This window comes from Corynebacterium sp. sy039, from assembly GCF_007904105.1.
Classification (GTDB): Bacteria; Actinomycetota; Actinomycetes; order Mycobacteriales; family Mycobacteriaceae; genus Corynebacterium.
Genome location: NZ_CP042325.1, coordinates 1,336,715 through 1,353,635 on the forward strand (window position 1 = coordinate 1,336,715; position 16,921 = coordinate 1,353,635).

The 16,921-nt window shown below is 45.2% G+C and carries 18 protein-coding genes; 9 read left to right on the forward strand and 9 right to left on the reverse strand.

Going from position 1 to position 16,921, the window contains the following annotated elements; translation table 11 throughout:
• Positions 1 to 123 precede the first annotated feature (123 nt).
• Genes gluA through FQV43_RS06080 form a run of 4 tightly spaced genes read left to right on the forward strand, consistent with a single transcriptional unit; the run spans position 124 to position 3,355 of the window.
• On the forward strand, positions 124 to 852 hold the full coding sequence (gene gluA / locus FQV43_RS06065) for a glutamate ABC transporter ATP-binding protein GluA (RefSeq protein ID WP_146340454.1): 729 nt from the start codon (positions 124 to 126) through the stop codon (positions 850 to 852).
• A gap of 44 nt (positions 853 to 896) precedes the next feature.
• Positions 897 to 1,778: a glutamate ABC transporter substrate-binding protein gene (locus FQV43_RS06070; protein ID WP_144273048.1), complete on the forward strand. Its 882-nt coding sequence runs from the start codon at positions 897 to 899 to the stop codon at positions 1,776 to 1,778.
• Between the two features lie 54 nt (positions 1,779 to 1,832).
• Positions 1,833 to 2,519 carry an amino acid ABC transporter permease gene (locus FQV43_RS06075; protein ID WP_144273049.1) on the forward strand — a complete coding sequence of 229 codons (687 nt, stop codon included), beginning with the start codon at positions 1,833 to 1,835 and terminating at the stop codon, positions 2,517 to 2,519.
• Positions 2,516 to 3,355, forward strand: a complete 840-nt coding sequence (locus FQV43_RS06080) for an amino acid ABC transporter permease (protein WP_146339473.1) — start codon at positions 2,516 to 2,518, stop codon at positions 3,353 to 3,355. Before FQV43_RS06075 ends, FQV43_RS06080 begins: the two co-directional genes overlap by 4 nt.
• Before the next feature lie 106 nt (positions 3,356 to 3,461).
• Here FQV43_RS06080 and FQV43_RS06085 read toward each other — a convergent pair whose 3' ends face one another.
• Positions 3,462 to 4,070 (reverse strand): regulatory protein RecX, encoded by a 609-nt coding sequence (locus FQV43_RS06085; RefSeq protein WP_146339475.1) that lies wholly within the window; start codon positions 4,068 to 4,070, stop codon positions 3,462 to 3,464.
• Between the two features lie 84 nt (positions 4,071 to 4,154).
• Positions 4,155 to 5,282, reverse strand: a complete 1,128-nt coding sequence (recA, locus tag FQV43_RS06090) for a recombinase RecA (RefSeq protein ID WP_144273052.1) — start codon at positions 5,280 to 5,282, stop codon at positions 4,155 to 4,157.
• A 316-nt stretch (positions 5,283 to 5,598) separates the two neighbouring features.
• On the opposite strand from recA, the gene FQV43_RS06095 reads away from it, so the two are divergent.
• From FQV43_RS06095 to FQV43_RS06105, 3 genes are read left to right on the forward strand one after another with little or no spacing between them, the layout of a single operon-like run.
• Entirely contained in the window at positions 5,599 to 6,147 is a 549-nt protein-coding gene (locus tag FQV43_RS06095) for a biotin transporter BioY (RefSeq protein WP_146340456.1), read from the forward strand.
• A 24-nt stretch (positions 6,148 to 6,171) separates the two neighbouring features.
• A complete protein-coding gene (locus tag FQV43_RS06100; RefSeq protein WP_146339477.1) occupies positions 6,172 to 6,876 on the forward strand; it encodes an energy-coupling factor ABC transporter ATP-binding protein in 705 nt (234 codons plus the stop codon).
• Positions 6,866 to 7,489, forward strand: a complete 624-nt coding sequence (locus tag FQV43_RS06105) for an energy-coupling factor transporter transmembrane protein EcfT (protein ID WP_146339479.1) — start codon at positions 6,866 to 6,868, stop codon at positions 7,487 to 7,489. Before FQV43_RS06100 ends, FQV43_RS06105 begins: the two co-directional genes overlap by 11 nt.
• A gap of 73 nt (positions 7,490 to 7,562) precedes the next feature.
• Here the strand turns inward: FQV43_RS06105 and FQV43_RS06110 are convergent, their stop codons facing one another.
• The 4 genes from FQV43_RS06110 to pgsA form a co-directional block, all read right to left on the reverse strand.
• A complete protein-coding gene (locus FQV43_RS06110; RefSeq protein ID WP_144273055.1) occupies positions 7,563 to 8,420 on the reverse strand; it encodes a PspA/IM30 family protein in 858 nt (285 codons plus the stop codon).
• A gap of 91 nt (positions 8,421 to 8,511) precedes the next feature.
• Positions 8,512 to 8,832: a helix-turn-helix domain-containing protein gene (locus FQV43_RS06115; protein WP_144273444.1), complete on the reverse strand. Its 321-nt coding sequence runs from the start codon at positions 8,830 to 8,832 to the stop codon at positions 8,512 to 8,514.
• A 129-nt stretch (positions 8,833 to 8,961) separates the two neighbouring features.
• Positions 8,962 to 9,486 carry a CinA family protein gene (locus FQV43_RS06120; RefSeq protein ID WP_144273056.1) on the reverse strand — a complete coding sequence of 175 codons (525 nt, stop codon included), beginning with the start codon at positions 9,484 to 9,486 and terminating at the stop codon, positions 8,962 to 8,964.
• Positions 9,480 to 10,103 (reverse strand): CDP-diacylglycerol--glycerol-3-phosphate 3-phosphatidyltransferase, encoded by a 624-nt coding sequence (gene pgsA / locus FQV43_RS06125; protein WP_144273057.1) that lies wholly within the window; start codon positions 10,101 to 10,103, stop codon positions 9,480 to 9,482. The genes FQV43_RS06120 and pgsA overlap by 7 nt, the downstream gene beginning before the upstream one ends.
• Positions 10,104 to 10,159: 56 nt before the next feature.
• Here pgsA and FQV43_RS06130 point away from each other — a divergent pair, with 56 nt between their 5' ends.
• A complete protein-coding gene (locus tag FQV43_RS06130) occupies positions 10,160 to 10,456 on the forward strand; it encodes a YciI family protein (RefSeq protein ID WP_146339481.1) in 297 nt (98 codons plus the stop codon).
• Here the strand turns inward: FQV43_RS06130 and FQV43_RS06135 are convergent.
• A complete protein-coding gene (locus tag FQV43_RS06135) occupies positions 10,439 to 11,332 on the reverse strand; it encodes a LysR family transcriptional regulator (protein WP_246846866.1) in 894 nt (297 codons plus the stop codon). The genes FQV43_RS06130 and FQV43_RS06135 overlap by 18 nt on opposite strands.
• 57 nt (positions 11,333 to 11,389) lie before the next feature.
• Between FQV43_RS06135 and FQV43_RS06140 the strand changes: the two genes are divergently transcribed.
• Positions 11,390 to 12,280, forward strand: coding sequence for an EamA family transporter (locus tag FQV43_RS06140; protein ID WP_210415234.1), 891 nt, complete (start codon positions 11,390 to 11,392; stop codon positions 12,278 to 12,280).
• Between the two features lie 60 nt (positions 12,281 to 12,340).
• Here the strand turns inward: FQV43_RS06140 and FQV43_RS06145 are convergent, their stop codons facing one another.
• A complete protein-coding gene (locus FQV43_RS06145; protein ID WP_146339485.1) occupies positions 12,341 to 13,342 on the reverse strand; it encodes a TerC family protein in 1,002 nt (333 codons plus the stop codon).
• 186 nt (positions 13,343 to 13,528) lie between these two features.
• Entirely contained in the window at positions 13,529 to 16,654 is a 3,126-nt protein-coding gene (locus tag FQV43_RS06150) for a DNA translocase FtsK (RefSeq protein ID WP_371710940.1), read from the reverse strand.
• Positions 16,655 to 16,921: the final 267 nt, after the last annotated feature.

Below are 16,921 nucleotides of genomic sequence, written 5' to 3' on the forward strand. Positions count from 1 at the left end.
TATTCAACTTTCTTTCTAAAACTATGTTCCCGACAAATAATTAAAGGTAGTTTTTTACTCATGGCAGAACACACAAGACCCACAGAAAGAGACAAAGGCAACTTTAAGCAAGAAAAAGTGCCAATGATCTCATTAAAAGGTGTCAATAAATACTTTGATACGTTCCATGCGCTCAAAGATATCAACCTTGATATTGAACCTGGACAAGTCGTTGTTGTACTTGGCCCATCTGGATCAGGGAAATCAACACTATGCCGTACCATCAATCGTCTAGAAACCATTGAAGAAGGACACATCACCATTGATGGCGTTGCCCTTCCCGAAGAAGGAAAAGCACTAGCTCAGCTGAGATCTGACGTGGGAATGGTGTTCCAACAATTCAATTTATTTCCCCACCTCACAATTAAAGACAACATCACCCTCGCCCCCATCAAGGTGCGCAAACTCAGCAAAACCGAAACCGATTCTTTAGCAATGGAACTGTTGGAACGCGTCGGAATCGCGCAGCAAGCTGATAAATATCCAGCACAATTATCCGGTGGACAACAGCAGCGCGTTGCTATTGCACGAGCATTAGCCATGAAACCAAAAATTATGCTTTTCGACGAACCGACATCGGCATTAGATCCAGAAATGGTTAATGAAGTACTCGATGTCATGGGTGACCTTGCACAAGAAGGAATGACCATGCTGTGTGTCACACACGAAATGGGTTTTGCACGCAAGGCAGCCGATCGAATTATTTTCATGGCTGACGGAGCGATACTTGAAGACAGCGATCCAGAATCATTCTTCAACAATCCACAAACAGAACGAGCAAAAGATTTTCTCGGCAAAATCCTTGCTCATTAAGCAACCGACAACACTACCAATTAACCAATTACCAAGGAGAAACAATGTTTACAGATATCAAGACCAAAACATTCGCCTTTGCCGCTAGCAGCATCCTTGCAATGCTCAGCCTCAGCGCTTGTGGCGGTTCAACAGAAGAAGCAGATCTACTCGCTCACCTTGAATCAGGAAAAGTAACAATTGGTACCAAATATGATCAACCTGGTTTGGCGATCAAAAACCCAGATGGTTCCATGTCTGGTTTCGACGTTGATCTAGCAACCTATATCGTCAATCACATTGCTGAAGAAAAAGGCTGGAAAGCACCAGAAATCACCTGGAAAGAAGCACCATCTGCACAGCGCGAAACTCTTATCCAAAATGGTGAAGTCGATTTAATTGCCGCAACCTATTCCATCAACAGTTCCCGTGCTGAAAGCATCAATTTTGGTGGGCCTTATCTACTAACCCACCAAGCACTACTTGTACGTTCTGATGATACTTCTATCAGTTCCCTCGACGACCTCGGCAATGGAAAAATCCTATGCTCGGTAACAGGTTCTACCCCTGCGCAGAAAGTAAAAGAAGCAATGCCTGGTGTGCAACTTCAAGAATACGACACCTATTCCTCCTGCGTTGAAGCATTGCGCCAGGGAAATATCGATGCGTTGACTACCGACGCCACCATTCTCAATGGATACTCTGAGCAGGATAAAGGAAAATTCCGGGTGGTTAACCTTGAAAAAGATAACCAACCTTTTACCAATGAATACTACGGAGTTGGCTTAGCGAAAGATGATCAAGAGGCAACTGATGCAGTCAATGCTGCATTGAAGGACTTCTATGAATCAGGAGAATTCGACAAAGTAAAGGAAAAGAACCTTGGCGCTGCAGAAGCCGTAAGCAAAACGGAAATAGGTGATTTCTCTTTCTTAGATGAAAAATAACTCACTCGTTGTGTTACCAAATTTTTCGCGGCTAAGTCTTTGGGAGATTAGAACATGGATGCCATGTGGCAACAATTAGGACCAGCTGTCGTACCAGCTTTTTGGATCACCATAAAGCTCACGGTTTTCAGTGCAGTTGGAGCGCTTATTTTAGGCACGATACTCACAGCAATGAGAGTATCCCCTCTAGGGGTACTTCGCTTTATTGCTGGCGCGTATATCAATACGGTGCGCAACACACCATTAACTCTTATCGTGTTGTTCTGTTCCTTTGGGTTGTATCAAACTTTGGGCATACAATTAGCCAACAAAAATAGTCCGACTTTCCTTGCCGATAACAACTTCCGCTTAGCAGTGCTAGGTTTTACTCTCTACACTGCTGCTTTTGTTGCAGAGTGCTTACGCAGCGGTATCAATACTGTTGGTTTGGGGCAAGCTGAAGCTGCACGTTCTTTGGGGCTGAGTTTTGGTCAAACATTCCGCAGTATTATTTTGCCGCAAGCAATGCGCGCTGCCATTGTTCCTTTGGGCAATACATTCATTGCACTTACCAAAAACACCACTATTGCTTCGGTAATTGGTGTAGCAGAAGCATCTTTGCTTATGAAATCTGTTATCGAAAATCATGCACACCAGCTGTGGATCATCTTTGGTGTTTTTGCTCTTGGTTTCATAATTCTTACTTTGCTCACGAGTGCTGCCACGCACTATTTATCTCATAAATTGGCGGTGAAAAAATGAGTGCTTCTGCAACAATCCTCTATGATGCTCCAGGTCCTCTAACGAGAAAACGTAATAGAGTTTATACAGCTATTACGACGATTATCTTCGTTGCACTTCTTGCATGGATTGGGTTTGCTCTCTGGGATAATGGACAGCTCGATAGCAAAAAGTGGTTACCTTTTACCCAAAACACTACCTGGGAAACCTACTTACTTCCGGGGCTTATCGGTACCTTAAAATCAGCTTTTTTATCTATTCTCTTTGCTGTTTTACTTGGTATTGTTCTCGGACTTGGCAGGTTAGCGCAATCTCGAATTGTTCGAGTGCTCTGTGCAGTTATTGTTGAGTTCTTTCGAGCTATACCGGTACTCTTGCTCATCATTTTCAGCTATCAAGTGCTCGCGCTCTACAAAATTGTTCCTCCCAAAGAACTAGCTTTTACTGCAGTAGTATTTGGCTTAACTATGTACAATGGCTCCGTCATAGCTGAGATTCTTCGCTCAGGTATTGAGACACTACCGCGAGGTCAAACCGAGGCAGCGCTAGCACTGGGATTATCGTATCCGTTTACACTTTCTCGGGTGTTGTTACCACAAGCAGTAATAGCAATGCTACCTGCACTTATTTCTCAAGCAGTAATTGCCTTAAAAGATTCAGCATTGGGCTATCAGATTGGTTATATAGAAATTGTGCGGCAAGGTATCCAATCGTCAGCAGTCAACAAGAATTATTTAGCGTCACTGATAATTGTTGCCATTATTATGATTCTAATTAACTACGCACTCAGCTTCTTAGCGCGCAGCATAGAACAAAAGCTACGTACACGACGTAAAAGCAGCATAGCTGCTAAATAGCCACACAATAATGCTCCCGTTAGCATTATGACCTTGGATATTTTTCTACCGTGCTCGGGATTGTGCAAAGGCTTAACACATAAATGCGGTTAGCCTTTGAGTTTTATTATGCCCGAGCACTGGATTCTTTTAGTTCTTCGATCCGTTCTTCTAGTGCTTGTTGCGCCATCGTATGACTTATCGAATAACTAAAACCACGCCTAGCCAGCATTCCCATAATCGAACGCATATTCTTGATGTACTGGGCGTTGTTCACAGGGATATCTGTTATTTTCTCTGCTTTCTTAGCAGCGATCTTTTTCGCAGTCTCGTGTTCTGTGTTCTCATCAATTTGTGATAATGCTTCTTGCCGTAACGCTGCGTCTATACCTTTTTCTTTTAGTTCTCTGCCAAGAACATATTTAGATTTGCCACGCATCTGATGACGTTGCCGTACCCACTCATAAGCAAAGTTTTTGTCATCAATTAGTTTACTTTGGACGAAGTCTTCCAAGAGCGAAGCTATGATTTCAGGCGCAAAACCTAAGGAACATAATTTTTGTTCAAGTTCATAATGAGAACGCTGCCGCTGCTCAATGAGCAATAATGCACGCCTACGAGCCTGAGTCTTTTGTGCTGTTTCTTCTTCGCACACGCTTTGTGGTTGAGCATTATACTCCGCAATCATCTGACGCAATTTTTCGATATGCGCTAAACGATTATCTCTGCTATTCACTATTCCTCTCAACCTTTTCTTACAGCCCCTTAAGAGTGCTGAGAATGTTTCCGTATTCCCAGCACCCTACTCATGAGTTGAGTGTTATTCTTCGGCATCTTCTTCTGGATCATCGAAGTCGATATTAGGAACCATATCAACTACCTCATCAGTGAGTTCATCATTGTTGTGCGCATACTCACCAACACCAAGTTTTTGCAAAATCTTTTGCTCAATTTCATCGGCAAGATCGACGTTTTCTTTAAGGTATAACCGCACTTTCTCTTTGCCTTGACCTAATTGCTCACCTTCATAGGTAAACCATGAACCAGCTTTCTTGATGATGCCATTATCAGTTCCCATATCAATCAATGTTGACTCACGAGAAATCCCCTCACCATAGATAATGTCAAATTCAGCTACCTTGAACGGTGGCGATACTTTGTTTTTAACAATTTTTATCTTGGTACGATTACCGATAGCGTCTTGACCATCTTTTAAGGTCTGCACACGACGCACATCGCAACGAACTGAAGCATAAAATTTTAGTGCCTTACCACCAGTAGTAGTTTCCGGCGAACCAAACATAACACCAATTTTGTCACGCAACTGATTAATAAAAATAGCAGTAGTGCCAGAGTTATATAATGCACCAGTCATTTTCCTCAGCGCCTGGCTCATCAAACGTGCTTGCAGACCAACATGACTATCCCCCATGTCTCCATCGATTTCTGCTTTCGGAGTCAGTGCAGCGACAGAGTCCACGACGATAATATCTATAGCTCCCGAACGAACCAACATATCAGTGATTTCTAATGCTTGTTCTCCAGTATCAGGCTGAGATACTAAAAGCGCATCGGTATCCACACCGAGTTTACGAGCATATTCAGGATCAAGTGCATGTTCTGCGTCAATGAAAGCAGCGATACCACCATTTTTTTGTGCCTGAGCAATAGCATGGAGCGCAACCGTAGTTTTACCTGATGATTCTGGACCATATACCTCCACAATGCGACCACGAGGAAAACCGCCAATACCTAAAGCAACGTCGATAGCGGTGTTACCAGTGGAAATAGCTTGGATTGGCGGACGATTGTCATCACCAAGGCGCATGACTGCCCCTTTACCAAAATCTTTCTCAATGAGCTGCAAAGCTGCATCTAAAGCCTTTTTTCTATCCTCGCCCGATACAGGGACTACGGCTGCTGACTTAGCATTTTTCTTCGGTGCCATTTTCTTCCTTTACGTAATTTGCTTTCCTATTAGCTATTTTGTTTTATCATTCTCTAGTCTAATGAGGATTCTCTTATCTATTGGACGCTACGCCGAAACAAAAAGATCCATGGTTTTTCTTTAATACGATCAATCACATCTGCGATAGTAACTAACGTCTGCGATATCACCATTAGATTACACAAACATTTGTTCGATAACAAACATTTTCGCCATCTTTTTCTTATAAAGATTTTTCTCAACAAAAAGATACTATTTTAGTTTCCCCTACGGTAATATCTTTCAAGTGTCTAACTCATCATCACCTCGCTCCACCATGAGTGATATCGCATACGTTGCAGTTTTCGCCGCTCTTATCATTGTGCTAGCTTTTGTTGCTATTCCAGTAGGTACAGCCGGTGTGCCTATAGTTATGCAAAATGCAGCGATAATCCTGACCGGTCTGGTTCTAGGTCCTCGACGTGGTTTGCTCGCCACATGCCTTTTTCTTGGTATCGGTTTAGTAGGATTGCCGGTATTTCCTGGTGGACGCAGCACTCTCGTAGCGCTAGCAGGTCCTACTGTGGGGTACATCATTGGATACCTGGTATCCAGTTTCGTCGCAGGTCTTATCGCGTACCAGGCACCACGAAAAAGTAAAGCAGCACATTCTCTAGTGCTCGTTATAGCGGCGATCCTAGCACTTGGTTGTCAATATCTATGTGGGGCAGCTGGACTCTCTGTACGAGCAGGAATGGAATTTTCCGCTGCCTTGACCGCACAAATTCCTTTTATCATTCCGGATTTAATTAAAATAACCGCTGCTGTCCTTATCACTCTGAGTATCCACACCGCCTTCCCCCAGTTACGTCCTGCAAAGTCTTAACACTAATAACTAACTTTTGTGTCTATGGTCGCTATCGATTTTCATAATGTTTCCGTCGCCTACGATGACCACACCATACTTAATTCTGTCACCCTTAATCTCACCGAAAAAAGAATCGGCATTATTGGTGCTAATGGTGGTGGAAAATCTACACTCATCAAGCTCATCAATGGTTTAGCTGCACCAACTTCAGGGAAGGTAAGCGTCGACGGGCTTGATGTGGCGAAAAATGGGAAAGAAATTAGGAAAAAAGTAGGATTTATTTTCTCTGATGCAGAAAATCAAATCATTATGCCAAGCGTCGAAGACGATGTCGCCTTTAGTTTGAGGCGGCTTCGGTTATCTAAAGCGGAAAAGAAACAACGCGTATCAATGATACTTAAGCGCTTTTATTTGGATAATCATGCACAATTATCGCCGCATATTCTTTCTGGCGGTCAAAAACAATTACTAGCACTGGCTTCAGTGCTAGTAATCGAACCAGAACTTATTATCGCTGATGAACCGACCACACTACTTGACCTGCGCAATCGACAACAGATTCATAAGATATTCAATGAATTAGAGCAACAACTAATTATAGTGACACACGATTTAGAATTGCTTGATGATTTTGATCGTGTCCTATGCATCGATGAGCATACTGTCGTTGCTGACGGAAAGCCGCAAGAGGTCATTGAGTTTTATCGTGACCTTATGACCGGTGAAAGAAAACACCATGATCACTAACACTCCCTTAGGAGTCTATGTACCTGGACATTCTCTCATCCACCGTATGAAACCACTGGTAAAATGTAGTGTCCTCATTCTTTTTATCATCCTCACGAGCACCTTCGTCCATGATCCTTATGCAGCAACAGGGTGCGTGCTTTTGGGAATGATACTGTATGCGTTGGCACGCATTCCCGTGCGTATCGCGTGGGGACAACTTTTCCCATCATTACCGGTACTACTGGTATTGGGATTATTTCAGTGGTGGCAACATGGTTGGAAAGAAGCTATATGTATAACTTTTGTCATCTTTTCAGCACTCATGCTTGCTATTCTTCTCACCCTTACTACCACGTTGCGTGCCATGATGGATGAGTTAGAGTCTGTACTTCATCCGCTCAAGCGTTTTGGTGTGCCAAGCAACACGATTGTTCTAGCTTTTTCTCTTACGCTAAGGCTTATTCCACTTATGCTCAATACCGTCAATGAAGTTCTCGCAGCACGCAAAGCCAGAGGCGCTTCTTTTTCTCTCAGTGCTTTTGGCACTCCAGTGCTCATTAGAGCTATTCGACGTGCTCAAGCAATAACCGAGGCATTACTCGCTCGTGGAGTCCACGATGACTCAGACTAGATAAAAAGCACAAAATCAAAAATGCACCTGCTCATATAGGAACAGGTGCACTTTCGGCGATACCAAACAGTTCTTAAAGTTCGCCTCGTAATTCTCGCATTTTTCGAGCTACTGCATCATCAGCCGCAGCACTTGGTGCAGCAAAATCAGAATTAGATTGAGCTGAGGACTCAATGGATTGCTGTGCCAACCCAGAATCAAGCTCAGTATTCTTAGCATTCATTTCTGCACGAATTTGCTCTAAACGAGAATGGCCTGCAAGTTGCACCCCTGCTTGCTCTACTTCAGCCATACGGTTCTGGATAGAGTTTTGTGCTAATTCTGCAGAGCCAAGAGCATTAGCATAACGACGCTCGATCTTTTCACGTACTTGATCAAGATTAGGAGTGTTACGAGAGGTGAGAGAGTTCATTGACTGAATCGACTCAGCAACCTTTTCTTGCATTTTCGCTTGTTCAAGCTGACTTAATAATTTCGTCCGCTCAGCAACTTTTTGCTGTAAAGCCATAGAGTTCTTCTCTACTGCTTGTTTTGCTGCTGATGCCTGTTGCAAAGCCTGATCATGCAACTTCTTGGTATCTTCTACGCCCTGTTCAGCAGTAACGAGTTGAGCAGCAAAAGCCTCTGCAGCGTTGTCGTATTCAGTTGCTTTAGCATTATCACCCGCAGCACGAGCCTTGTCTGCTAATTGAATAGCTTGGCGAGTATTTCCGTGCAGCTTTTCAATTTCCGCTAGTTGACGATTAAGCTGCATCTCCAACTGACGCTGGTTGCCAATCACCGCAGCAGCCTGCTGTGAAAGAGCCTGGTGCTGACGCTGTGCTTCTTCGATTGCTTGTTGAATCTGAATTTTTGGATCAGCGTTTTCTTCGATCTTAGAATCGAACAATGCCATGAAGTATTTCCAAGCCTTCACAAAAGGATTAGCCATAGTGCACGGAACCTTTCAGATAATATCCACAAAAGTGGTTAAGTATTTTATTGGTATTTCATAATTTATCGGATAATTATGAAACTCGCATTTATACGTGAATTAAGTCTACATCAGCGTTATGCACTGCCATCGAACCAGCAGCCTCGATGAGAATGTCAGAAACGCTAGTCCCAAGCGCATGGCATACAGAAGCAAGTAATTCAGAAGAAACCTCTTTACGACCACGCTCCAGCTCAGAAAGATAACCTGGAGAAACACGAGACATCTCAGCTAATTCACGTAATGTAATACCCTTATCAGCTCGACAAGAACGCAGCGCAGCGCCCAATGCTTCACGCAACAATGGCTCTGGCACCCTGTTCTTCACAGGAGAAATAGGCTTATCTAAAACTGCTGTATATTTCATCATCATTATCATTAACGTGTCGTGGTATTTTTTTGTTCCATAGCTCAAGGCTTTTTCTGCAATTAGTTACATACGTGCTTTCTGTAGTTCAACTCTATCATTATCGCTTCAGAAAAATACTAAATACATCTGTCATTCAAGCACTTTTAAGAAGTAGTACAATGCATACTCAACAGCTTTAATACGAATATCATTGCGCTCACCAATGAGTAATGAATCATCTCCGATATGAGCTGCGCCTATTTCAGTAGCACGCACTGCCATTACACGTTTTTCTACTGATGATGGAAAAGCAATTCCTACCCATACTTCTCCTACTGGATGCCCATCTTGAGTATCTGGGCCAGCCACACCTGTCAAGGACAGTGCCCAATCACTGCGACAAACTTTTTGTGCACCTTGTGCCATAGCACATGCACATTCACGCGATATAACACCATAAGTATCAATAATGGATTGCTCCACTTGAGCCACTGTGTGTTTGAGATCAGTGGCATAAGTAACTAAGCCGCCACGCAACACAGCACTAGCACCAGGAATTTCTGCAAGGCGCGCACTCAATAACCCAGCACTTAATGATTCGCACACGCTTATTGTTTGTTCTGCACTACGTAAAAGCTCAACGACGCGAGCTGCAAGATTATCGCTGCTTAACATTGGGCAGTTCTTTGCGAATCAATAAGATATTGCACTCCTGTAAGCACAGTAACAACTACTGCTGCAATGAGCACTAAGAAAACTGGTAGTGCTGTCCACTCAGGCAATGGCAATAAGTATAATGCGACTGCGCCAGCTTGTAAGGCGGTTTTAATTTTTCCGCCCTTGCTAGCCGGAACCACACGACCTTGTCGTAGTTGAAACATACGCCATATTGTTATGCCTAATTCCCGCACTAAGATTATTATGCTCACCCATATAGGAATAGCGCCAACAATGTTGAGGCAAATAAGAGCTGTTGCCATGAGTGCTTTATCGGCAATCGGATCCGCGATTTTGCCGAAATCCGTGACAATACCTTTAGCCCGAGCGATATCACCATCGAGTTTGTCGGTAATCATTAGCGCAGAAAAACATGCGAATGATCCCCATAACCAGCGTGTATGTTGATTATCTGCCGCTAAAACTAACCATGCAAAAAAAGGGATAGCAATGATACGCAAACAGGTCAAAGCATTAGGAACATTAAAGTTCGATGGCGACTTAGTCTGTGTAGACTCAATCCCCACGTTGACTTGTTGCTGCACCTTTTGTTCCTGTTCCACAACTCCACACATTACCCTTTTTAGAAAATTAACGCATAGTGCTCAGAAAAAGATATAAGCTATACGCTATGAAAACTTTTCTAATCACCTATATGTACGACACTGAATCGAGCACAATAGATCAACTCCGTCCCCCACACCGTGTTTTTCTCGCTCAGCTCAAAGAAGAAGGAAAACTGGTTGGTTCCGGACGTTTAGTCGAAGGCACAGGCGCCGGAAACGCAATAATTATTCTCCAGCTATCCGAAAATTCAACCATAGCTGACGTCGAAAATCTGCTTGAGGATGATCCATTTTGCAACCACAATGCCATCGACGGACGCACTATTCAAGTGTGGGATCCTACCTTAAAAATTTGGGATTAAGGCCTTAAGAAAAGCCTTCGCCGCAGGGCTAGTATTAAAGTCACTCCACGCAAGATATTCCACCCGAGCAGGACCATCTTCCACAGCAATAGTTGCTAGCGAATCATCTGCAGGAACACACTGCTTGGAAAGCAGCCCTACCGCTAAACCTGCACGTATCAGGGCTAGCATAAGGTCAATAGCTGTTACCTCAAAAGCTACCTCCCGTACCAGCCCAGCGCGCTCAAAAGCCATGTCCGTTTGAGCGCGCCCTGCGCTATTCATCGGAAAATCAACAAATCGTTCAGAGGCAATATCTGCAAGCGAAATCTTTTTCTCCTCACGTAAAGGATGATCTGGCGAAACTACCGCCACTAAAGATTCTCTTGATAATTCCCGAAAATCCACCCGGGAAGGCTGAGCATTTTCCGCTAAACCAAGAAATGCTATATCCAAATGATGAGCATGAATATCCTCAATAAATTGTTCACTGCCGCCACTGCGTAATTCAATTTTCACCTGTGGATAATCCCGGTGGAATTGTGCCAACACCCCAGGGATATCCACAGCCGTCACGGTAGGTATCACACCGATCCTTAGCCTCCCCTGCACCTGCCCTTCGGCAGCTAATGCACCCAAGTACGCACGCTCGGCAGCAGCAAGACTTTCACGCGCATACTCCACAAACACCGCACCCGCCGTAGTGAGCTCCACTCGTCGTGATGAACGTGCAAAAAGCGCAATCCCTATTTCTTGCTCTACAGCTTTGATCTGATGGCTCAGTGCTGATTGCACCACAAAACACCGCTGGGCAGCACGAGTGAAACTCTTCTCCTCTGCCACAGCTACTACATAACGCAATTGCTGCAACTCCATAGAAGTATGATTATATCTCATAGTTCTTATGAAAAATATGTGTTGGACTCATCATTACAGTTCATGGAACATAAAAATATGTCACATACAGCATCACGTACACCGATTGGTTGGATCACTCTCACCTCCCTTGTGCCCATCATCTGGGGCACCACCTACATCGTCACCACTGCCCTCTTACCAGCCGGTCACCCCCTCTTCGCCGCATTCATACGAACATTCCCCGCAGGCCTTATCGCCCTCTTACTCTCCCGCCAGCTCCCACACGGACAATGGTGGTGGAAAAGCCTTGTCCTCGGAGGGCTCAACATGGGCGCATTCTTCCCACTACTTTTCCTCACCGCACAGCACCTACCAGGCGGTGTAGCAGCAACCCTCGGAGCCACCCAACCCATCATCATCGCGTTCCTTGCTGTGCTCATCCTGCATGAACAACTATCCACGTGGCGGCTTATGTGGGGCACAATCGGCATGATTGGGGTGGCATTGGTTGTACTCGGCCCAGAAGCAGCACTAGACCCCATCGGCGTTATCGCAGGTCTAGGCGGATCACTCTCCATGGGTACAGGAGTAGTGCTCACGAAAAAATGGGGGCGCCCCACCCACGTCAACGCACTAGGACTCGCTGGCTGGCAACTCACCGCCGCCGGCTTACTCCTCTTCCTCCCCGCCATGCTTATCGACGGAATCCCGCATGACATCGACGCCAAAGCTATCGCAGGCTACGCATGGCTCAGCCTTATCGGAGCTCTCGCAACCTACACAATATGGTTCGCCGGCATACGCCACCTATCCGTCACACCAGCAGCACTACTGGGGCTCCTCTCCCCATTAACCGCAGCAGCGCTAGGCGCACTCATCGCACACGAAGCCCTCACCCCACTGCAACTGCTTGGCTTCATCATTGCCCTAATAGGACTTCTTGCCGGACAATTACCTGGACCTACCCGTAAGAATGGTCGTCGTTAAGCATAAAACTAAGTGCCTGCTATCAAAAGCAGGCACTATTATTTCAGATAAACCACACAACTATGCGGTTTTCTTTTGCTGAGCTTTCGTTTTCATCAACGACGCCACTACCGCTATCGCCAAAATCCCAACAATCACAATAAGAGAATACTGTGTCTCAATTTCTGGAACACTCACTGAGTTACCGCCATTGATAAATGGGAGTTTGTTCTCATGCAATGCGTGCAAAATAAGTTTCACACCAATAAAGGCAAGGATTGCGCCCAGACCATAAGGTAAATACACCAAACGGTCTAGCAAACCGTCGAGTAAAAAGTACATTTGGCGAAGTCCCAAAAGCGCAAACGCATTAGTGGTGAACACGATATAGGCTTCAGAAGTAATACCATAAATAGCTGGAATAGAATCCAACGCAAACATCACATCGATCATGCCAATCGCCACCAATGCCACCAATAATGGAGTAAGTGCTATTTTTCCTTTTCTGCGAATCCATAGGGCATCTCCATGATATTCAGGGGTGACATGGATGACTTTACGTAGCATCTTGATCACAGCCATATCATTCGGGTCAGTTTCTGGTTCATCACGAATTTCGTCGATGATAAGTTTGACCGCCGTGTATAGCAAGAAAATACCAAAAAGATAAAATACATCAGACCAGGCTTGAATGACCGCCGCACCAAGAAGAATAAAGACCAAACGGAACAGCAAAGCAAGTGCAATACCGATCAACAAGACTTTTTGCTGATATTTACGTGGCACCTTAAAAGACCCCATAATAAGCGCAAAAACAAAAAGATTATCTACGCTTAGTGCCTTTTCGGTGACGTAGCCGGTAAAAAATTCAAGTCCATGTTGATGCGGATTACCCGGCTCTGACCAGGTGAACCATAGGAACAAGCCAAAAACGCATGCAACACCAACATAAAAAGCTGACCACCATGCTGATTCTTTCAGAGTTGGTTCATGTGGAGTACGCACATGACTGAAAAAATCAAATACAAAAAACCCAAGGATTACTACCCCCGTAATAATCCATGTCACTATATTTACTTCCATCAAAGACCTCCGGTCTCATTTCCCATTAACATTCATGAACCAGAGGTCTCTCCCGTTCTTTAGAATAAAGAACCGCTGCGACCGGGGGCTAAGTTAACCACCGTGCTGACGATCTGCAGCGAAAAGGGATACTCCCCTCAATGCCACAACTATCCTATACGAGAATAATGACACACGCTAAAATGGCTAGAACGCCGAGTTAGAGGGGTTATAGGTTGCTTGCACCGTTTTCACCGACATAGTTGTTGGAGTAGACGGATTATCAGACTGAGCATAACCATCATCGACAGCTGACGCTGAGCCGTCTTCACCAAAAGATTCTTCTTTAGGTGCTTCTGCCGGATCAGCACCTTTAATCATCCACAAAATAGTTTCTAACTCTTCAGGTTTCACTAACACTTCACGTGCTTTTGACCCCTCAGAAGGACCTACCACACCACGTGTTTCCATCAAATCCATTAAGCGTCCTGCCTTGGCAAAACCAATGCGCATCTTGCGTTGCAGCATAGACACCGAACCGATTTGCCCTTGCACCACCAGTTCTACAGCCTGGAGCAAATCTTCTAAATCATTACCGATGTCATCGTCAATTTCTTTCTTGACTTCAGAAGATTTATCGTCAGTAACGCCTTCGGTATAATTTGGCTCGCCCTGCTGCTTAGCCGCCTCAACTACTGCTTGTACCTCTTCATCAGTAACAAAGGCACCCTGGATTCGTATTGCTCGTCCACCTTGAGGAATGAATAATCCATCACCCATACCAATAAGTTTTTCGGCACCGCCCTGATCCAAAATAACACGAGAGTCAGTCAAAGAACTGGTTGCAAAGGCAAGGCGTGAAGGCACATTCGTCTTAATCAAGCCAGTGACCACATCAACCGATGGGCGCTGCGTCGCCAGCACTAAGTGAATACCAGCAGCACGAGCTTTCTGAGTAATACGCACAATAGAATCTTCAATTTCTTTTGGTGCAGTCATCATCAAATCAGCAAGCTCATCGACGACACACACAATGAAAGGATATGGGCGGTATTCTCGCTGTGAACCAGCAGGTGCTTGGATTGCCCCCGTTTTCACCTTTGCGTTGAAATCTTTGATATGGCGGACCCTAGCGGACTTCATATCCATATACCGCTGTTCCATTTCTTCTACCAACCATTGCAATGCCGAAGCAGCTTTCTTCGGTTGCGTGATGATAGGAGTAATGAGATGCGGAATCCCCTCATAAGGAGTCAATTCCACCATTTTCGGATCGACAAGAATTAACCGTACGTCCTCAGGAGTCGCACGCGTCAATAACGACACCAGCAAGGAATTCACAAAAGCAGATTTACCAGAACCAGTAGAACCAGCAACAAGCAGATGAGGCATCTTTTGCACTGAGTGCGCCACAAAGTCGCCCTCGATGTCTTTGCCTAGTCCAACAAGCATTGGATCATTATCACCTGCTGTCGACGGCGCATTGAGTACATCAGCAAGACGCACCATTTCCCGATCCGCATTAGGCACCTCAATACCTACAGCCGATTTCCCAGGAATAGGTGTCAATAGACGCACGTTATCCGTCGCGGCAGCATAAGCAAGATTGGATTGCAGGTTGGTAATTTTAGAAACTTTAACACCAGGGCCTAGCTCTACTTCATAACGAGTCACTGTTGGACCACGAGAAAAACCTGTGACATGAGCATCGACTCTAAACTCCTCAAAAACAGCAGAAATCGCCGCAATCATCTGATCATTAGCTGCAGAATGCTGCTTTGGCGCACTACCTGGGGTAAGCAAACTTGTGCTTGGTAATTCATAATCAGCGTGTGGTGTACTAACCTGCGCACTAGAACTAGAGGCATCTCGCTCAGGCTTTTCCTGTGCCATACTGCGCACTGCCTTTTCCTGCTGCTGAGAATACTGCGGCGCACGAGCAACATGAGCAGCCGGAGGCGATACAGCAGCAGATTGTGCTACTGCTTCGGTCTTTGCCTGTTGTTTCTTCGCTGCTTGAACCAAACGGCTACGACTTGTTGCCACGGCATCTGCATCAGCATTGACAGATGCTGCGCCTGTTTTATCGAATAGACCAAGCTGAGCATCATTTGCTGATGATTGAGTACGGTTATCAGAAGCAACATGAGTGTCGGGAACAACCGGAATTTCTTGTGTGTCAGCCGTATCTGAATGATGCGCCCCGGCAAAAGAGGCAGGACGTCGGAAAGAAATCGTCTCTGATCCAGCCGTTTGCCCAGATGGATAATTACGCATCGGGGTTGTATGAGCGCGAGATACACCACGTTGCACAGCGCTACCGCGATTATCACGACGAATTGTTGGTGGTTCATCTCCATCACGTTGCTGCTGCCGGTGTTCTAGCTCATGATCAACATACGCATAGGGATCGTCCTCATCTGGTTCATCAATAGGATTGTCCTTGTTTATCAGGGATTTGATGACGTCGATAAGCTCGCTCACTGATACACCGGTAATCTTTTGCGCACCATAGAATATCGCGATAAAAAGCAACGGTACAGCTAGGTATTGTGTAAACCCTGCGACAAGTGGCGCGCCAATATAACCACCAATAATTCCCCCAGCACTACGACGCAATACGATATCCTGTGGATTACCTGCAAAAATATGCACTAATGCCAGCATAGACACAATGACAATACCGGAACCAAAATAAACATTATGACTCTGTGCTGTATGCACTATGCGCCCAAGCATTAACGCTACTGCCAAAGCGATGAGAGCTATAGGCAGCACCAATGCGCCTGAACCAATAAGAGTATGAACACACAGAGAAATGCCTTTACCTATTGGTCCTGCGATTTGGAACCATACTGAGGCACCAAGTACCACTGCCAAAGCAATGAGTGCCAAAGCAAAAGAATCGGCAGAACCAGCTTCTACGCTACGAGAAAAAGTTTCTGGCATCGGTTGCGCAGACTCATCTGGTTCATGCTCGGCAGCTCTACGTGCACGAGGGGTCTTTTTCTCCACACCACGCTTCGCGACGCCAAGGACACGAGTTTTTTCTGTGTCTTGTGCAAAATCATCCTGTTCTTTCTGGGAATAAGCCATATTTTCATCAGCACTTGGTGCAGAAGAATCTTCGGACATATCCGCTAACTCATCATCATAAAGCGAGTCGTTGCGACGATCTTTCCAATTCACCATGAACCGCACACTTGATCCCACGCCACGAGCCGCTGCGGAGAAAGCAGAAGCTAACCCTGCACCAACTGGGCGAAATGCGCTGCCAGTTCGTTCACCAGTTGTTTGCGCAGCTCGACTTGCTGAAGTAGTAGGATAGCTAATGTTTTTGGCTCCACTGCGGGTAGATCCTTGTCCGGAATAAGAATTACGCTTGCGCGACGAAGTTCCCTTTGCGCCTTGTGAGCGTGTGGAACTATGAGTGCTGCGCGAATTTTCTTTCACATTTCTCCTAGAACGTGGTGATGTCGAAGTAGAGCTTTTGACAGACATAATGAAACATTCTAACCCCTGTAATCACATTCATCACATTTGCCACACAAGTTCAACTGTTTTTAGGATCTCTCCCAAGGGAAAACCAAGGGTCAGTTC

Excerpts from the sequence above, each read along its gene's own strand:
- gluA (WP_146340454.1), top strand. The coding sequence starts at position 124 with ATGATCTCATTAAAAGGTGTCAATAAATACTTTGATACGTTCCATGCG.
- FQV43_RS06070 (WP_144273048.1), top strand. The coding sequence starts at position 897 with ATGTTTACAGATATCAAGACCAAAACATTCGCCTTTGCCGCTAGCAGC.
- FQV43_RS06075 (WP_144273049.1), top strand. The coding sequence starts at position 1,833 with ATGGATGCCATGTGGCAACAATTAGGACCAGCTGTCGTACCAGCTTTT.
- FQV43_RS06080 (WP_146339473.1), top strand. The coding sequence starts at position 2,516 with ATGAGTGCTTCTGCAACAATCCTCTATGATGCTCCAGGTCCTCTAACG.
- recA (WP_144273052.1), bottom strand. The coding sequence starts at position 5,282 with ATGGCACCGAAGAAAAATGCTAAGTCAGCAGCCGTAGTCCCTGTATCG.
- FQV43_RS06095 (WP_146340456.1), top strand. The coding sequence starts at position 5,599 with ATGAGTGATATCGCATACGTTGCAGTTTTCGCCGCTCTTATCATTGTG.
- FQV43_RS06100 (WP_146339477.1), top strand. The coding sequence starts at position 6,172 with ATGGTCGCTATCGATTTTCATAATGTTTCCGTCGCCTACGATGACCAC.
- FQV43_RS06105 (WP_146339479.1), top strand. The coding sequence starts at position 6,866 with ATGATCACTAACACTCCCTTAGGAGTCTATGTACCTGGACATTCTCTC.
- FQV43_RS06110 (WP_144273055.1), bottom strand. The coding sequence starts at position 8,420 with ATGGCTAATCCTTTTGTGAAGGCTTGGAAATACTTCATGGCATTGTTC.
- FQV43_RS06115 (WP_144273444.1), bottom strand. The coding sequence starts at position 8,832 with ATGATGAAATATACAGCAGTTTTAGATAAGCCTATTTCTCCTGTGAAG.
- FQV43_RS06120 (WP_144273056.1), bottom strand. The coding sequence starts at position 9,486 with ATGTTAAGCAGCGATAATCTTGCAGCTCGCGTCGTTGAGCTTTTACGT.
- pgsA (WP_144273057.1), bottom strand. The coding sequence starts at position 10,103 with ATGTGTGGAGTTGTGGAACAGGAACAAAAGGTGCAGCAACAAGTCAAC.
- FQV43_RS06130 (WP_146339481.1), top strand. The coding sequence starts at position 10,160 with ATGAAAACTTTTCTAATCACCTATATGTACGACACTGAATCGAGCACA.
- FQV43_RS06135 (WP_246846866.1), bottom strand. The coding sequence starts at position 11,332 with ATGAGATATAATCATACTTCTATGGAGTTGCAGCAATTGCGTTATGTA.
- FQV43_RS06140 (WP_210415234.1), top strand. The coding sequence starts at position 11,390 with ATGTCACATACAGCATCACGTACACCGATTGGTTGGATCACTCTCACC.
- FQV43_RS06145 (WP_146339485.1), bottom strand. The coding sequence starts at position 13,342 with ATGGAAGTAAATATAGTGACATGGATTATTACGGGGGTAGTAATCCTT.